This is a genomic window from Aeromonas sp. AE23HZ002T15 (assembly GCF_054165525.2).
On the sequence record NZ_CM201342.1, the window covers coordinates 160,534 to 178,032 of the forward strand.

Here is a 17,499-nt window from a genome sequence, read left to right on the forward strand (position 1 = left end):
CCCCAGACCGTGCCACCCAAGGCCACGAGACGGGGCATTATGCCACAAAGAGGGTGAGGGATCCGACTCGCAATTGAGGTGGAATCTGAAGCACAGAGGGCGGTGAAGCTCGGGGCAAGAAGTGGAGGAGGGCAGACGGGGTGGAGTGCCTGCATCCATTGATGGACAGGATCCCGTCCTCCCCAGGCTCTGCTACAACTAGCTCACCCCCGTGTTGCAAGGCAAGATCATGAGCAACTCCTTTCTTTCGACCCTGAACTGGTTTGGCTGGGCCCTGCTGTCGGCCCTGTTCGCCGCCCTGACCGCCATCTTTGCCAAGCTCGGTGTTGCGCAGAACAACGCGGATCTGGCGACCCTGATCCGCACCGCCATCGTCTTCCTGCTGCTCTGCCTCTATGTGACCGCCACCCGCCAGTGGAGCAATCCCCTGGCGCTCTCCGGTCACAGCTGGCTCTTCCTCGGCCTCTCCGGGCTCGCCACCGGGGCCTCCTGGCTCTGTTATTTTCGCGCCCTGCAGCTCGGTGACGTCGCCCAGGTGGCCCCCATCGACAAGTTCAGCCTGGTGCTGGTGGTGATCTTCGCGGTCCTGTTTCTGGGAGAACGCCCCTCCCTGCGGGAGTGGTGCGGCATCGCCCTCATCGCCGGGGGCGTCATGGTGCTCGCCTTCAGGGAGCAGGGATAAACACAGAATCTGCCATTGATGACATTTGGGTTGGATTTGATGAATGACACGCACTGTTTATTGGATAGACGCAACGACACATAAGGATCCGGTGATATGAAACTCTATGCCCATCCCTTCTCGTCCTACAGCCAGAAGGTGCTGATCGCCCTCTACGAGAACGCCCTGTCGTTCGAGTACCACAACCTGGAATCTCCCACGGTGAAGGCCGAACTCGCCGGCCTCTGGCCCCTCAAGCGCTTCCCCGTGCTGGTGGATGAGGGGCGCACCCTGCTGGAGAGCAGCACCATCATCGAGTACCTGCAACTGCAGCACCCGGGCCCCAGCACCCTGGTGCCCACCGGGGAGTCGGGCATCGAGGCCCATATGCTGGACCGACTGTTTGACAACTATGTGATGACCCCCATGCAGAAGGTGGTGCTGGACAGGCTGCGTCCGGCCCCCGAGCGCGACGGCTTCGGGGTCACCGAGGCGAAGGCCGTGCTGGACAAGATCTACCCCTGGCTGGACAAGCACCTCGCCGGACGAGAGTGGGCGGCGGGGGAGCATTTCACCCTGGCCGATTGCGCCGCCGCCCCCTCCCTCTTCTACGCGGACTGGGCTCACGAGATCCCCCCCGCCTGCGCCGTGCTCAGAGCCTATCGCGCCCGCCTGCTGGCCCACCCCAGCGTCGCCCGGGTGGTGGACGAGGCGAGGCCCTATCGTCACTACTTCCCCTTGGGGGCGCCCCAGCGGGACTGAGGCGCAAAGCCTCAATAAAAAACAGGCCCGTGATGCGGGCCTGTTTTATGGCGCAGGAAAGCATGGTGACGCCGGTTTACTCCCCTTGCTTCACTGGCCGTGGCCACGGTCGCTTGATGCCCTGCCAACGGCGCAGCCTGCGCTGCACCGGCCGCTCAAACCCGGCGTAACTCAGCCAGGAAATGCCGAGCAGCAGCGCCAGCATCAACAGGGTCGCGAGCACTCCCAGCAGTGGGTTGGTCTGGGCATACCACCAGTCGGTGAGGCCGGGGGCCAGATGATGGATGAGCTCGCAACCGGTGAGCAGCACCAGGACGTGCCAGAGATAGAGGGAGTAGGAGAGATCCCCGAGCCAGTTGGTGAAGCGGTTGTCGAGCAGGCGCAGCAGCGGGCTCTGGCGCTCGCCCTGGGCCGCGGCAATCCAGATCAGCAGCACATAGGAGCCAATCAGCAGCAGGGTCAATGGCGCCGTCATGGTGAATTGCAGCAGCACCCAGGGCAGGGCAAAGGCCAGCAAGAGCGGCAGATCCCGCTCCATCATGGGCAACTGCCGACTCGCCTTGACCCTGGGCAACAGCCAGAGGCCGAGCACGAACTCGCTCACCCCTCGTCCCACCGCCAGCACCCCGCTGGTGACATCCAGGGTACCCTGGCGGTGCAGGATGAACGCCAGCACCATGAATGCCAGCAGCGGGGCGAGATGGCTCCAGCGACTGCGGGCGAGGGCGAGTGGGATGAGCAGCGGGAACAGCAGGTAGCTTATCCACTCCACGCTCAGGGACCAGGCGGCGAAGTTCCAGGTCAGGCCATGATCCGTCACCACCTGCAACAGCAAGAGGGCGCTTGGCAGGGCCTCCACCGGGGTGAAGGGGGAGCCAAAGGCAGGCATGCCTTCCCACTCCCACATCTTGAACAGCGGGCCTGCAAAGAAGCCTATCTGATGCTGGGCCTTGTAGAGCTCCCAGCCAACCAGCAGCAACAGGGTGAGCAGGTAGAGGGGGTAGACCCGGGTCAGTCGCAGCCAGAGAAAGCGGCCATAGCCGATGGTGCGATTAGGGCCAGCGCAGGCCTGCCCATAGACGTGGGCCAGCACCAGCCCGCTCAGGATGAAGAAGAGATCGACCCAGAGGTAGCCGTTCTCGATGAGTTGTGTCACCTCGGCGATGGGCTCCTTCCACTGGGGAAACAGCAGCAGCCTGGCATGGAACAGCACCACCATCAGGGCAGCAATGCCCCGCAGCGGCGTTAACAGCGGCAATGATTGATTCATGTTGGGACCCTTGTGATGCTCAGCTTGGCCTGACATCGTTTTTGTTGTTTTGCATGCCCTTGGGCCGGCAGCCTCGACTCATGGTGGCCGCAGGCGGGATCACAGTACGCAAAAGAGAGTCATATGGATGTGATTTTTATCATAAATATGCATTGATGAAGAAAAAACAGGCAGGGCTGGAGGGATGTGATGTGCGTGAGGACGGGAGAGGGTGGGTGCATAACAAAACAGGCCCGCGATGCGGGCCTGTTTGATCAGAGTCTTGGTGCTTTAACCGATCAAGGGAGGATCAGCGGGCGCGTACCACCAAGCCCTTCAGGTAGAAGCCTTCCGGGTAGGCGGTGCCGATGGGGTGATCGGACGCCTGGGACAGGAGCTCCAGGATCTGGGCATCGCGACCGGCGTCGAGCGCCGCATCTGCCACGATTTTCTGGAACAGGCTCTGCTCCATCAGGCCGGAGCAGGAGTAGGTCAAGAGCACACCGCCCGGCGCCAACAGCTGGAAGGCCAGCATGTTGATGTCCTTGTAACCGCGGCAGGCGCCCAGCAGCTGGGCCTTGCTCTCGGCAAACTTCGGCGGATCCAGCACGATGACGTCGAACTTCTCGCCCTTCTCGCGGTATTCCCGCAGCAGCTTGAACACGTCGTGACGCACGAACTGGGTATTGCCGGTATCCAGACCGTTCAGCTCGGCGTTCTGGCGGGCGATGTCCAGGGCGTTTTGGGAGAGATCCACGTTGACGACCTCTTTAGCGCCGCCCTTGAGGGCATAGACGCCGAAACCGCCGGTGTAGCAGAAGCAGTTGAGCACCCGCTTGCCTTCGGTGTATTTCGCCGCCGCCTGGCGGTTGTCCCGCTGATCCAGGTAGAAACCCGTCTTGTGACCGTTGCGAATGTCCACCAGGATCTTGACGCCGCCGTTCTCCTCGATCACCACGGGATCGGTCGGGGTCTCGCCATAGATGACGCCGGTGCGTTCCTTCAGCCCTTCCTTCTTGCGCACCGCCACGTCGGAGCGCTCATAGATGCTGCACTCGGGGTAGAGGGTGCGCAGGGCCTGGGTGATGAGCTCACGCTGGAACTCGGCGCCGGCGGAGAGGATCTGGCACACCAGGAAGTCGGCGTAGCGGTCTATGGTCAGGCCCGGCAGACCGTCGGACTCGGCGGCGCAGAGGCGATAGCCGGTGAGGCCCTGGCGCTTGATCAGGGGATCACGGGACTCCTGGGCGTACTTGAGGCGACGGATGAAGAAGTCCAGATCGACGGTCTCGTCCTTGTCAAAGGTCCAGACCCGGGCGCGGATCTGGGAGCTGCCGGACCAGGCGCCGCGGGCGAGCCACTTGCCATCGTTGGAGTAGATCTCGACGGTGTCGCCATCGATGGGGGTGCCTTGCACCTTGTCGATCCCCTTGGAGAAGATCCAGGGGTGACGGCGCAGCAGGGACTTTTCGCGGCCTTTGACGAGATAGATGGAAGCGCTCATGGGATGTTACCGATGCCAGGAATGAGAGGGGGCATATTTTAGTGGCAACACTGGGTTTACGCCAGCCTTGTCGCAGAGGCAGAACATTAGCCATGGTTGCCGAGGTCAGCGCCCTGCGTAAATTGGTTAAGCATGCGCCTCAATGCTCGCCAGAACCTGTCACTTGCCGGCAACAAAGTTCTGCAATTGTTAGCCAGCTCGCGGTGCCCTCAAGAAAAAACGGGCAGAGTATGTGCACCGTATGACTCTTTTTACGGCGTCATCACAAGGTGCAGCGATCACCCGATCGCGATTCAACTGGCAACATAATCAAGAAGGAATAACCACGATGTCAGGAAGACATTCCCTGCTGGCCCTCTCGGTCGCCTTGGCGCTGTCCGGCCAGGCCCAGGCTCAGCTGCTCATCACCGAATACCTGGAAGGCTCCGGCAACAACAAGGCGCTGGAGCTGAGCAACCTCGGCAATAGCGCGCTGGATCTCGCGCAATACCGACTCGCCCTCTATGCCAATGGCCGCACCCTGGCGGCCGGCCCCACCAACAGTCTGGCCCTGCAAGGCACTCTGGCTCCCGGCGCCAGCCTGGTGCTGGCGCACCCCTCGGCGCTGCCCGCCACCCTGGCCAAGGCCAACCTGACCAGCGGCAACCTGGTGTTCAACGGCGACGATGGGCTGGTGCTCTACCGGGGGGACGAAATAGTCGACAGCCTGGGCCAGATAGGGGTGGATCCTGGCACGGCCTGGGTCTCAGGTGCCGTCTCGACCCTGGATATGACGCTCAGGCGCAAGGCCAATGTCAATACGGGGCGCAGCGATGCCACGGCATCCTTCGATCCCGCCGCCGAATACCTGGGCTTTGCCCGTGACGAGGCGGCCGGGCTCGGCTGCAGCGGCGAGGATAATTGTGACGGCAGCCAGCCGCCGGCCTTCGTCTGCCCGGTGGATAGCCTCATCCCTGTGCCCGCCATTCAGGGCAGCGGCGATCGCAGCCCGCTGGTGCCGGCCGGCAAGTTTGAATCCGAGACGGCCTATGCCACCCGCGGCGTGGTGACCCTGGTGGTGAGCGGCCTCTACAAGGGCTTCTTCATTCAGGACCTGCAGGGGGACGGGGATCCGGCGAGCTCGGATGGCCTCTTCGTGCAGAGCAATCAGACCAACGCCGCCCTGGTGCCCGGTGCCGAGGTGTGTGTCTCGGGCAAGGTGAAGGAGTATTACAACCAGACCCAGCTCAGCGCCGATGAGATGACGGTGACCCAGCCCATGGTGGGCCTGGTGCCGGCTGTGGATCTGGTGCCGGTGGCGGGTGAGAGTCTGACGACCCTGCTGGAGCGCCACGAGGGGATGCGGGTGCGGCTGGTGCCGGCCTCCAGCCTGGTGGTGACCCGCAACTTCAGCTTCGATTACGACGGCAAGCGCAACAATCTGGTGCTGGCCTACGGGGCACCCCTCATCAAGTCAACCCAGAAGTTCCCGGCCATGAGTACGGAGGCGAGCCAGTGGGCCGAACGTAACCGGGTGAATCAGCTGGTGGTGGAGACGGACGCCAAGGCGCCGGATGGCGTGCTGCCCTGGTACCCCGCCTTCGATGCCGAGCAGGGGTATCTGCGCATCGGCGATCGCCTGAGCAACCTGGAGGGGGCCATCGGCTACTCCTACGACTTCTACCGCCTGGTGGCGGACAACAAGATAAGCCCGGCGGACGTGGATCACAGCGGTTGGGACAGGGTCGAGACCCCTGAGCTCGCCACGGCGGGGGATCTGCGGGTGGCGAGTTTCAACGTGCTGAACTTCTTCACCACGGTCGTGGGGGGGGATGCCAACCCCACGGGCAGCAACCGGGGAGCCCTGACGGTAAGCGAGTTCGAGCTGCAGCGCACCAAGATCGTCAGCGCCATCACCCGCCTCAACGCGGACGTGGTCGGGCTGATGGAGATAGAGAACAACGGCTACGGCGACAACTCCGCCATCGCGAACCTGGTGGGGGCCCTCAACGCGGCCCTGCCGGATGAGCAGGATCACTACGCCTTCGTTCACTCCCCCGATGACCAGCCCATGGGGACCGACGCCATCACGGTCGGACTCATCTACAGGCCCGCAAAGGTCAGCCTGGAGGGGGCCGCCCAGCTCATCCCGCTGCCGGTGCAGGTGGCCGAGACCGTCGACGGTGCGGGCAAACCGGTCAGCATTCGCCAGGGCATGCGCGACTCCCTGCTGCAGCGCTTCAGCTCCCCCAAGGGGGATGCGCCTCTGACCTTGGTGGTCAATCACCTCAAATCCAAGGGCTCGGCCTGCTATGAGGATTATCCCGACTATGGGACCGCCGATCCCCTGGATGGGCAGGGTCACTGCAACGCCCTGCGGGTTTCCGCCGCCAAGGTGCTGGGGGAGCGGCTCAAGCAGGAGCCGGGGGATCTGCTGGTGATAGGCGATCTCAACGCCTACGGGCTGGAAGATCCGGTGCGGGTGTTGACGGATTATGATCCGGCCGCTCAGCCGCGCCAGATCATGAGCGCCGCCTTCACCCAGCTGGCGGGCCAGCCCTATGAGGAGCAGGCCAGCGCGGTGGGCAAGGGGGCCGGGCTTATCAACCTCAATACCCAGTTCCACGGCACGGATACCTACTCCTACAGCTATGAGGGGGAGCTCGGCAATCTGGATCACGCCCTGGCGAACCCCAGCCTCGCGAAGAAGGTCGTCGGCATCGAGGATTGGCACATCAACTCGGCGGAGAGCAACTTCTTCGAGTACGGCAAGAAATACTCGGGGCAGCTTGGCAAATCCGAGGGGCCGTTCAGCGCCTCCGATCACGATCCCGTGCTGGTGGCCATCCAGTATCCCTTGCCGCCTACCGGTGAGCTTGGTCTGAGCGTGAGCGCCGCGAATGTGGAGGAGGGCAGCACCCTGGCTCTGGCGGTGCAGCGCAAGGGAGGCAGCCGTGGCGCCGCCAGCGTCAGCTGGAGCGTGCAGTATGGCAGCGCCGATAGCCAGGATCTGGCCCCCTTGAGCGGCACCCTGAACTGGGAGGATGGGGAGGAGCAGGACAAGACCCTGCAGATCCCGACGTTCAGCGATACGAAAAACGAGGGGGACGAGACCTTCACCCTGATATTGCACGACGCGAGCGGGGCTAGCCTGGGGGCCCAGTCCCAGACCCTGGTGACCATCAAGGACAAGCTGGCCCCTTCCACCATCTCGTTGCAGAGTGCTGTGATCAAGGTGAGCGAGGGGCAGTGGCTGGCGGAGATCCCGCTGGTGCGCAGCGGCGATCTGAGCAAACCGGCCCGTGCCCAGCTGGGGCTGGACAGTGGTACGGCCCGCTGGGGGTTGGACTTCCTGCCCTGGCTCGGTCAGTCCGTGAGCTGGGCCGCCGGTGAGGGTGGGGTCAAGTCCATCAAGGTGCTGATCATCGACGACTGGTTCGTGGAGCCCACCGAGCAGTTCGGGGTCAGCCTGCAACGCTTGCAGGGGGCGCAAGCCGGGTCCTTGTCGCAGAGTCGCATCGAGATCCAGGACAACGACAAATCCTGGTGGCCCTTCGGCCGCTAAGACGAGTCCGAATGCCGAGATGAAGGGACCTTAGGGTCCCTTCTTATTGGGCCATGACATCAATTCTGACTCGGGATGATATTCATGCCCCCATAAAAAAGGCCATCCGCTGGATGGCCTTTTGCTGTGTCACTCAAATCAGTTTCACAAGCGTCAGATCCGCAGGCCCGTCATGGCCTGGGTCAGCTCGGTGGCCGTGGTCTTGATGCCGGCGGTACCGGCGACCGAGGCGCTGGCGGCCTCCTCGACCCGGTTGGCCTCCTGACGCACCCGATCCAGGTTGCGGCTGATCTCCTCGGCGACCGAGCTCTGCTCCTCGCTGGAGGTCGCTATCTGGGTGCTCATCTCCAGCACCGCATCGCTGTGATGGCTCAGCTTGTCGATGTCCTGGCCCACCTCGGTGATGAGCTGCTGGCTGCTGGCGGCGCGCCCGACCGTCTTCTCCATGATGTCGTTCAGCGCCCCGGTTCCGGCCTGCAGCTCCTCGATCATCTGCTGGATCTCCACCGTGGCCTGCTGGGTGCGGCTGGCGAGGGTGCGTACCTCGTCGGCCACCACGGCGAAGCCGCGACCCTGTTCGCCCGCCCGGGCCGCCTCGATGGCGGCATTGAGGGCCAGCAGGTTGGTCTGCTGGGAGATGGCGTTGATGACGCTGACCACCTCATTGATGCGGTTGGCGTTGTGGGTCAGCCGCTCCACGGCGCCGGAGGCGTTGCCAATCTCGTCCGCCAGGGTGCCGATGGCGCTGATAGTCCGTGCCACCCGCTCGGCGCCGTTGGCGGCCTCCTCGCTGGACTGGCGGGTCTGCAGCAGGGTGTCGTTGGCGTTGCGGGCCACTTCCCGGATGGCGGCGGACATCTGCTCCATGGCGGCGGCCAGGGAGTCCATGTGCTGGCGCTGGGTGCGGGCCAGCTCTTCCCCGTCGCTGGCATGCTCGCGGAACTCGTCGGCGGCCATGGCCAGGGCCTCGGCGGACTCGTCAACGAGTTGCACTATCTTGTGCTGGCGATCGGTGAACTTGTCGATGCTGCCCGCGAGGACGGAGAACTCGTCCCGCACCGGGAAGAAGTTGAGGCGGAAGGTGAGATCCCCGTTCGCCACCGTCTGCAGCGCCTTGTTGGTGGAGTAGAGGGCGCCGGAGACGAAGGTCATCAGGTAGTGGGTGATGAGGGCCAGCAGGGCCGCCAGCACGGCGATGACGATAAGGGCGGTGCCCTGACCCTCCCACATGGAGTAACGGCTGGCGTCGAGGGAACCCGTGACGTAGCCGGCTTGCCCTGCGCTCGCGCTGACGCTGTAGTGATCCCCTTGCTGAGTCAGACCCGGGCTGCCGGTGGGGCTCAGGGTCAGCTCGGCGGGAAGAGTCAGGGTCGGCTGCTGGCTCACCAGCTGCGCCGTGGTCTCGACGCGTTGCTTGAGCTGATCCAGCCTGACCTGCATCTGCTGATCATGGCCGTCCGCCAGCAGATACCAGGTGAGGGCGGCGATGAACAGGAGGGGGCACCAGAAGGTGATGAGAAATTTTTCACTGATAGTGAGGTGAATGAGATAACGGTCAACCCAACGGAATTTTACTTCTTTCATAATGATATTGCGTCCTGCAGGGGGAAGGGGGTCGTCCCTATTATCGCCCCGAGGTGGAATTTCTTAAGGGAAAGGTACCGAAAATGGGAGAGCAATCGTTTGTCGTCCGGGTCTGGGGCCAGGTGCAGGGGGTGGGATTTCGCTACTTCACCCGGGAGCGGGCACTGCAGCTGGGGCTGCGGGGTCATGCCTACAATCTGGAGGATGGCTCCGTGGAGATCCTTATCGCCGGGCCGGAGCAGCAGGTGCAGATGATGCTGGGCTGGCTGGAACACGGCCCCAGGACTGCCATCGTCGAGAAGATGGAGTACGCCAGGGCGTCACCGCCCACGGGCAGCGGTTTTCATACCAACTGACGGCGGATAAGGAGAGAGCATGTCGCAGATGACGTGGCACGAGCAGGCACGGCTGCTTGTCGAACAGTATGGCGCCGCCACCCTGGCCCTGCGCGCTCAGGCCGGGGTGGAGGAGGTGCACGGTTATCGCATAGCCGCACGGCGCCTGCTGGCCTTGCTCGCCCTCTGGCGACCACTAATCCATCAGCCCGGCCTGGAGCGGCGATTGCTGCGGGCGACGAGTCGGCTCTCCGCCCTGCGGGATGCCCAGGTCTATGCCGAGCGCTTCGGGGGCAAGCCGGCGAAGCGTGGCAAGCTGCGCGTCCCCCTGCTGAAGGTGCGCTTCGATCGTTGGCTGACGCGCCTCGGGCAGGCGCCTTCGGCGTTCAACCCCTTGCCGCTCTATCAGATGCAGCTGGCCTTCTCCCTGGCTGACGGGGTGGCCGGTCTCGATGGGCTGTCAGGCAGTCCCAAGGAGCAGCTGCGCCAGTGGCACAAGCTGCGCCTCGTGCTCAAGCAGACCCGTTACGGGGTGGAGCTCTTGCTGGGACAGGGGGAGGGGGATCCGGCCTGGCTGGTCATGCTGGTGGAGTGGCAGACCAGGCTGGGTCAGTTGCAGGATGCCCGCCAGTGGCAGAGGCAGCTGGGACGCGAGGGGGGCAGTGACAAGAGGCGTCGCCAGCGGCGACAGTTGAAAGAAGCGATCGGGTGCCAGTTACAGCAGCTCAACTGCCAGCAGGCGGAGCTGGTGGGGCTCAGGATGGCGATGGAGCGTCCGGCCAAGGGCCATGATCAGGATTGCGCCGGCAATATCTGAAGGGCCACACAAAAAGGCAGCCATAAAAAAGAGAGGTCGAGGCCTCTCTTTTTGCATCCTGATACGGCGTGCTTACTTGACGCGCATGCCGGGCTGGGCGCCTTCCTGGGGCTCCAGGATCCAGAGATCCTTGCCCCCCGGGCCTGCGGCCAGCACCATGCCCTCGGACATGCCGAAGCGCATCTTGCGCGGCGCCAGGTTGGCTACCATCACGGTCAGCTTGCCTTCCAGATCTTCCGGGTTGTAGGCGGACTTGATGCCGGCGAACACCTGGCGGGTCTCACCGCCGAGATCCAGCTGCAGTTTCAGCAGCTTCTCGGCCTCCGGTACGGCCTCTGCCTTCTTGATGAGCGCGACGCGCAGATCCAGCTTGGCGAAATCCTCGTAGGCGATGGTCTCGCTGATGGGGTCATCCGCCAGGGGGCCGGCCGGCTTCTTGCTCTGCTCCTTGGCCAAGTCTTCCTTGGAGGCTTCCACCATGGCGTCCACCTTGGCGGACTCGATGCGGGAGAAGAGCGCCTTGAATGGGGTCAGCTGGTGGCCGGTGAGGGGGGCAGCGATGCCGTCCCAGGAGAGCGTCTCCCCCAGGAAGGCCTCGGCGCGAGCAGCCAGCTCGGGCATCACGGGTTTGAGATAAGCCATCAACACCCGGAACAGGTTGATGCCGACGGAGCAGACCGCCTGCAGTTCGGCATCCGCCCCTTCCTGCTTGGCGATGACCCAGGGGGCCTTGTCGTCCACGTAGCGGTTCGCCTTGTCGGCGAGCGCCATGATCTCGCGAATGGCACGGCTGAACTCGCGGCTCTCGTAGGCCTCGGCGATGGAGGCGCTGGCGTTGGCAAATTCCGCGTAGAGCTCGGGTTCGCTGCAGACGTCGGCCAGCTTGCCGTCGAAGCGCTTGGCGATGAAGCCGGCGTTACGGGAGGCCAGATTCACCAGCTTGTTGACCACGTCGGCGTTGACCCGCTGCACGAAGTCTTCGAGGTTCAGGTCCAGATCGTCGATGCGGCTGTTGAGCTTGGCGGCGTAGTAGTAACGCAGGCACTCGGGATCCAGGTGCTTGAGGTAGGTGCTCGCCTTGATGAAGGTGCCCTTGGACTTGGACATCTTGGCGCCGTTGACGGTCACATAGCCGTGCACGTTGACCTTTGTCGGCTTGCGGAAACCGGCCCCTTCCAGCATGGCCGGCCAGAACAGGCAGTGGAAGTAGGCGATGTCCTTGCCGATGAAGTGATAGAGCTCGGCATCGGAGTCCGCCTTCCAGTAGCTGTCAAAATCGATGTCGCCGCGCTTGTTGCACAGGTTCTTGAACGATGCCATATAGCCGATGGGGGCATCCAGCCAGACGTAGAAATACTTGCCGGGGGCACCCGGGATCTCGAAGCCGAAGTAGGGGGCGTCACGGGTGATGTCCCACTGCTGCAGGCCGGATTCGAACCACTCTTGCATCTTGTTCGCCATCTCTTCCTGGATGGCGCCTGAGCCGCGTACCCAGTCGGCGAGCCAGGCTTCGAACTGGGGCAGGTCGAAGAAGTAGTGCTCGGAGTCCTTCATCACCGGGGTCGCGCCGGAGACGGCGGATCTCGGATCGATGAGCTCGGTCGGGCTGTAGGTGGCGCCGCAGCTGTCGCAGTTGTCACCATACTGCTCCGGGGACTTGCACTTGGGGCAGGTGCCCTTGACGAAGCGATCCGGCAGGAACATGGACTTTTCCGGATCGAACAGTTGGGAAATGGTGCGGATCTTGATCTTGCCGGACTCTTTCAGGCGACCGTAGATCAGCTCCGACAGCTCGCGGTTCTCGTCGCTGTGGGTGGAGTGATAGTTGTCGAAGCTGATGTTGAAGCCGGCGAAGTCACCCTGGTGCTCCTCGGAGACGGCCGCGATCATCGCCTCCGGCGTGATCCCCATCTGCTGCGCCTTGAGCATGATGGGAGTACCGTGGGCATCATCGGCGCAGACGAAATGCACCTGATTGCCGCGCATTCGCTGATAACGGACCCAGATATCGGCCTGGATGTGTTCCAGCATGTGGCCAAGGTGGATGGAGCCATTGGCATAGGGGAGGGCGCAGGTTACCAGCATTCTACGAGGATCAGTTGCCATAATACGTTCTTTATGTGCCTGTTGGGATGATACAGTGCCGAGCATGTTACCCGAATTGGGGGCAGCCTGCCTAGGGTTGTGGCCCGCCTGAGCGCGGCTGGCGGCATCTGCTACAAGTCGGCAACCCACTGATTTATGTGCGGTAACCTTTCACCTCAGCATAACGACAACATAATGGGGAGTTAATGGTGATTGATTCAGTAAAACTGATCCTGGCCGAATTTAAGCCAGCCGGCTGGGGCAAGGATCTGGTGGCGGCCGGTTTCGTGCGTGCCATCGACCAGCAAGGGCCAACCCTGACCATCAAGCTGGTGCTGCCCTTCGCCGGGCAGTCCCTGTTCGATGAGCTCAAGGAGAGCTTCGATGCCAGGCTGCGTAGCGCCACCGGTGCCACCCGCATCGACTGGCAAGGGGAGATAGAGGTAGCCAGCATGCCCCGCGCCCAGCAGCTCGCGGCGGTACAGGGCATTCGCAACATCCTGGTGGTGGCGTCCGGCAAGGGCGGGGTGGGCAAGTCCACCACGGCGGTCAACCTGGCGCTGGCGCTGCAGAAGGAAGGGGCCCGGGTCGCCATCCTGGATGCAGACATCTACGGTCCCTCCATCCCCACCATGATGGGCACGCAAAAGGAGCGTCCCCACAGCCTGGATGGCAAGCTGATGGAACCCGTCATGGCCTGCGAGCTGAAGAGCAACAGCATCGGCTATCTGGTGGACGAGCAGGATGCCACCATCTGGCGCGGCCCCATGGCGAGCAAGGCGCTGGCGCAGATCCTCCACGAGACCCGCTGGGGCGAGGTGGATTACCTGGTGGTGGACATGCCACCGGGTACCGGCGACATCCAGCTCACCCTGGCCCAGCAGGTACCGACCACGGCGGCGGTGATCGTCACCACCCCCCAGGATGTGGCCCTGGCGGATGCGCGCAAGGGCATCGCCATGTTCAACAAGGTGAACGTGCCCGTGCTCGGCATCGTCGAGAACATGAGTTATCACGTCTGCAGCGCCTGCGGTCACCACGAACCCCTGTTCGGCACAGGCGGCGGCAAGAAGATGGCGGAGCAGTATCATGTGGCACTGCTTGGTCAGTTGCCCCTGCACATCGACATCCGTCAGCATATGGATGAGGGGCGTCCAACCGTGTTCGGGACACCGGAAGGGGAGCTGGCACAGTCCTATCTGAGACTGGCCAGACGGGTCGGGGCCGAGCTCTATTTCAGCGGTAAACCGATTGCGACCCCGCTCTACACGGTGGCGCTGGACGAATAATCGGCTGTCGGCCGTTTGCTGCGGATTTGAGGGTGGGCATGGCCCACCCTTTTTTATATAATGGATCGGTTTAAACAATCCCCAGTGCTCTTCTTTCTTTAGGTATTTTCAATGTCTGATACTCAACATTCTTGTGTGATCATCGGTATTGCTGGTGCGTCCGCGTCCGGCAAGAGTCTTATCGCTCAAACCATCTATGAAGAGCTGGTGGCCGAACTGGGCGCAGGTCAGATTGGTGTGATCACCGAGGATTGCTACTACCGTGATCAGACCCACCTGACCATGGAAGAGCGGGTCAAGACCAACTATGACCATCCGAATGCCCTGGATCACGATCTGCTGGTGCAGCATCTGACCCAGCTGGTGAACGGGGAGGCGGTCGACATTCCCCGCTACTCCTACACAGAACACACTCGCATGAACGAGATCACCCCCTTCGCCCCGCGTCGGGTGATCATCCTGGAAGGGATACTGCTGCTGACCGACAGCCGACTGCGGGAGCTGATGGATGCCTCCATCTTCATGGATACCCCGCTGGACATCTGCCTGCTGCGCCGCCTGGTGCGGGACGTGCAGGAGCGCGGCCGCACCATGGACTCCGTGCTCAAGCAGTACCAGAAGACGGTGCGTCCCATGTTCATGCAGTTCATCGACCCGTCCAAGCAGTACGCGGACGTGATCGTGCCCCGCGGCGGCAAGAACCGCATCGCCATCGACATGCTCAAGGCGCGTATCCGCCACATGTTGATCGGTTAATCAGGAAAAAGCCGGGTGATGCCCGGCTTTTTTAAATGAATCTTTTGTCAGGAGAGTCGCCGAATGCGTCTTTGTGATACCGATATCGAACGCCATCTGGATGAAGGCAAGATAGTGATTGAGCCGCGCCCCGGCATCGAGCGGATCAGTGGCGTCAGCGTCGATGTGCTGCTCGGCAACGAGTTTCGGGTGTTTCGCGATCATACCGCGCCTTATATCGACCTCGGCGGTACCAGTGCCGAGATGGCCGATGCCATCGAGCGGGTGATGAGCGAGGAGATCCACATCCCGGACGGCGAAGCCTTCTACCTGCACCCGGGTCAGCTGGCCCTGGCGGTGACCTACGAATCCGTCACCCTGCCGGCGGATATCGTCGGCTGGCTGGACGGTCGCTCCTCCCTGGCGCGCCTGGGCTTGATGGTGCACGTCACCGCCCACCGCATCGATCCGGGCTGGTCCGGTCGCATCGTGCTGGAGTTCTACAACGGCGGCAAGCTGCCCCTGGCGCTGCGCCCCAAGATGAAGATAGGGGCGCTGAACTTCGAGATGCTCTCTGGGGTCGCGGCTCGCCCGTACAACAAGCGGGAGAACGCCAAGTACAAGAGCCAGCAAGGGGCGGTCGCCAGCCGGATCAACCAGGACTGAGCGCACGACACCGCGAGCGAGTGAACGAGGAGGGGGCCGAGGCGCCCTCCTTTCCTTTGCACTCGAAGGAGGGGAGAGGATGCCCAATGGTGCCTCTTTTGTGCGAAGGCTCATAGTTTTGTGACAGAAACGCGGGCGAAAACGGGGAGTTAGTGCAAGATATGGCCTTGTTTGGCTCATACTTCCACGGCGAGAAGGGCGTTTAATTAATCCCTGACAAGGCGCATTCCTGTTGGGCCTAAGACATTTTCTGACGGAATGCCCTTTTTTTTTCTTACTGAAATATTTCAACTACGGCTATGGCGCACCGAGCCTTCTGGCATAATCCGCCGCAACTCATAAACAGGTTCGTTTTTATGTTTGAAATGTTTAGTGGTTTGGGTTTTTGGTGGTCAATCGGTTTGGTATTGGCCGTTTTTTTTGTGTTGGCCTATGAGTTCATCAACGGCTTCCACGATACCGCCAACGCGGTAGCAACGGTTATCTATACCAAGGCGATGCCGGCCCATATGGCTGTGGTGGCCTCCGGTCTGTTCAACTTCGCCGGGGTCATGCTGGGCGGTCTCGGGGTCGCTTATGCCATCGTGCATCTGCTGCCCATCGATCTGCTGCTCGGGATGGATTCCACCCAGGGGCTGATCATGGTTTTCTCCCTGCTGTTCTCCGCCATCGTCTGGAACCTGGGGACCTGGTTCTTCGGGATCCCGGCATCCAGCTCGCACACGCTGATCGGCTCCATTCTGGGGGTAGGCGGCGCCTATGCCTGGATGACCCATCAGCCCCTGCAGGAAGGCATCAACGTCGGTAAAGCCATCGACATCATGCTCTCCCTCATCATCTCTCCCACCGTGGGCTTCGTCATCGCCGCCCTGTTGCTGTTCGCCATGAAGCGCGTCTGGCAAGGCAGCAAGATCCACAAGACCCCGGAAGAGCGTCTGCTGGTGGATGGCAAGAAGCACCCGCCGTTCTGGGCCCGTGTCACCCTCATCTGCTCCGCCATGGGCGTGAGCTTCGTACATGGCTCCAACGATGGCCAGAAGGGCATAGGCCTGGTGATGCTGGTGCTGATCTGCATGGCACCCGCCTACTTTGCTCTGGACATGAACAGCCGCTCCTACGATCTGGACAGAACCCAGGACGCCAACCAGCGCATCATGGAGATCTTCCAGCGCAACCATCAGCAGGTCTCCAAGCTGGTGGACTTCAATGTGCCGGCCCAGGCCCAGGAAGAGCTGATGACCCACTGCGCCGCCGGTGAAGTGCTGGAAGCCATGGCCACCCTGGACGACCGTCTCGGCCAGGTGCGTACCTATGAAGAGATGAGCCTGACCGATCGCCGCGAAGTGCGTCGTCTGCTGCTCTGCATCGACGACACCGCCCGCAAGGTCTCCAAGCTGCCGCTGCCGGCCAAGGAGCTGACGGATCTCGCCAAGTGGCGCAAGGATCTGACCGCGACCGCCGAATACGCACCGACCTGGGTCATCGTCTCCATCGCCCTGGCGCTGGGTTGCGGTACCATGGTGGGCTGGCGTCGTATCGTCTACACAGTAGGCGAGAAGATCGGCTCCTCCGGCATGACCTACAGCCAGGGCATCGCCGCCCAGATCACCGCGGCCGCCTCCATCGGGGTCGCTAGCCTGACCGGCATGCCGGTTTCCACCACCCATATCCTCTCCTCCGCGGTGGCCGGGACCATGGTGGCGAACAAGTCCGGGCTGCAGAGCCAGACCATCAAGACCATCTTGCTGGCCTGGGTGCTGACCCTGCCGCTGACCATGCTGCTCTCCGGTGGCTTGTTCATCGTGAGCAACCATCTGTTCGGTGGCTGATGCCAGCACCTCATCCATCTTATAAAGGGCCTGCGGGCCCTTTTTTATTGCCCAGCTGGGTACTCTGACAGCTTCGCCAACGCAGCATCAGTGGCTTGTATGCCATCAAACTGGAATTGTCATACATAAAACCATCCCCGATCCCACCCTGACTCACCGACCCGAGCAACCCTGTCACCAGACCAAGACGCCTTGTGCCATGGGGATGCCTAAGCGGGGTTGGCTCTGATCCGATAGGGCTCCCGCCCACCTCCGAACCCTCCATTCATATGCTCGGTAGTAGGTAATTCGTTAAGCACACTTACTCTGGGTTAAGCATGTGTAGTAAAGGGGGAGGGGTTGGCATGCCTTGTCATGGAGGTAACAAGCTCCTTCAATCACAGCTGGGTGGCTGTGCATAGGCGCAACGGGCTGGCAGGTGAGGGAGTTAACTCAACCA

The 17,499-nt window shown here is 62.3% G+C and carries 13 protein-coding genes; 9 read left to right on the plus strand and 4 right to left on the minus strand.

Features of this window, described 5'->3' with window-relative positions; all coding sequences use genetic code 11:
- The first annotated feature begins 229 nt into the window (after positions 1 to 229).
- Both ACT5M9_RS00735 and ACT5M9_RS00740 read left to right on the plus strand, forming a co-directional pair.
- Positions 230 to 682, plus strand: a complete 453-nt coding sequence (locus ACT5M9_RS00735) for an EamA family transporter (RefSeq protein WP_457978669.1) — start codon at positions 230 to 232, stop codon at positions 680 to 682.
- Positions 683 to 778: 96 nt separating this feature from the next.
- Entirely contained in the window at positions 779 to 1,423 is a 645-nt protein-coding gene (locus ACT5M9_RS00740; protein ID WP_457978667.1) for a glutathione S-transferase family protein, read from the plus strand.
- A 76-nt stretch (positions 1,424 to 1,499) separates the two neighbouring features.
- On the opposite strand, the gene ACT5M9_RS00745 is transcribed toward ACT5M9_RS00740, so the two are convergent.
- Together ACT5M9_RS00745 and ACT5M9_RS00750 are read right to left on the minus strand one after the other, a co-directional pair.
- Positions 1,500 to 2,693 carry an acyltransferase family protein gene (locus ACT5M9_RS00745; protein ID WP_457978665.1) on the minus strand — a complete coding sequence of 398 codons (1,194 nt, stop codon included), beginning with the start codon at positions 2,691 to 2,693 and terminating at the stop codon, positions 1,500 to 1,502.
- A gap of 289 nt (positions 2,694 to 2,982) precedes the next feature.
- Entirely contained in the window at positions 2,983 to 4,176 is a 1,194-nt protein-coding gene (locus ACT5M9_RS00750; RefSeq protein ID WP_457978663.1) for a class I SAM-dependent methyltransferase, read from the minus strand.
- Positions 4,177 to 4,504: 328 nt separating this feature from the next.
- On the opposite strand from ACT5M9_RS00750, the gene ACT5M9_RS00755 reads away from it, so the two are divergent.
- Entirely contained in the window at positions 4,505 to 7,720 is a 3,216-nt protein-coding gene (locus tag ACT5M9_RS00755; RefSeq protein ID WP_457978661.1) for an ExeM/NucH family extracellular endonuclease, read from the plus strand.
- A gap of 153 nt (positions 7,721 to 7,873) precedes the next feature.
- On the opposite strand, the gene ACT5M9_RS00760 is transcribed toward ACT5M9_RS00755, so the two are convergent.
- Complete coding sequence (locus ACT5M9_RS00760) at positions 7,874 to 9,304, minus strand: methyl-accepting chemotaxis protein (RefSeq protein WP_438550935.1); 1,431 nt, start codon at positions 9,302 to 9,304, stop codon at positions 7,874 to 7,876.
- 83 nt (positions 9,305 to 9,387) lie between these two features.
- Here ACT5M9_RS00760 and ACT5M9_RS00765 point away from each other — a divergent pair, with 83 nt between their 5' ends.
- Complete coding sequence (locus tag ACT5M9_RS00765) at positions 9,388 to 9,660, plus strand: acylphosphatase (protein WP_438550934.1); 273 nt, start codon at positions 9,388 to 9,390, stop codon at positions 9,658 to 9,660.
- Between the two features lie 19 nt (positions 9,661 to 9,679).
- Positions 9,680 to 10,456 (plus strand): CHAD domain-containing protein, encoded by a 777-nt coding sequence (locus ACT5M9_RS00770; RefSeq protein ID WP_457978659.1) that lies wholly within the window; start codon positions 9,680 to 9,682, stop codon positions 10,454 to 10,456.
- A gap of 72 nt (positions 10,457 to 10,528) precedes the next feature.
- Here ACT5M9_RS00770 and metG read toward each other — a convergent pair whose 3' ends face one another.
- Positions 10,529 to 12,562: a methionine--tRNA ligase gene (gene metG, locus ACT5M9_RS00775; RefSeq protein WP_457978657.1), complete on the minus strand. Its 2,034-nt coding sequence runs from the start codon at positions 12,560 to 12,562 to the stop codon at positions 10,529 to 10,531.
- Positions 12,563 to 12,747: 185 nt separating this feature from the next.
- Here metG and apbC point away from each other — a divergent pair, with 185 nt between their 5' ends.
- The 4 genes from apbC to ACT5M9_RS00795 all read left to right on the plus strand — a co-directional run bounded on the left by apbC (position 12,748) and on the right by ACT5M9_RS00795 (position 17,060).
- The gene (gene apbC, locus ACT5M9_RS00780; protein ID WP_438550931.1) at positions 12,748 to 13,830 is read left to right on the plus strand and encodes an iron-sulfur cluster carrier protein ApbC; all 1,083 of its coding nucleotides are present in this window, start codon (positions 12,748 to 12,750) and stop codon (positions 13,828 to 13,830) included.
- A 111-nt stretch (positions 13,831 to 13,941) separates the two neighbouring features.
- On the plus strand, positions 13,942 to 14,586 hold the full coding sequence (gene udk, locus ACT5M9_RS00785; RefSeq protein ID WP_438550930.1) for a uridine kinase: 645 nt from the start codon (positions 13,942 to 13,944) through the stop codon (positions 14,584 to 14,586).
- 63 nt (positions 14,587 to 14,649) lie between these two features.
- Positions 14,650 to 15,231, plus strand: a complete 582-nt coding sequence (gene dcd / locus ACT5M9_RS00790; RefSeq protein WP_349922219.1) for a dCTP deaminase — start codon at positions 14,650 to 14,652, stop codon at positions 15,229 to 15,231.
- A gap of 356 nt (positions 15,232 to 15,587) precedes the next feature.
- A complete protein-coding gene (locus tag ACT5M9_RS00795; RefSeq protein WP_438550929.1) occupies positions 15,588 to 17,060 on the plus strand; it encodes an inorganic phosphate transporter in 1,473 nt (490 codons plus the stop codon).
- Positions 17,061 to 17,499: the final 439 nt, after the last annotated feature.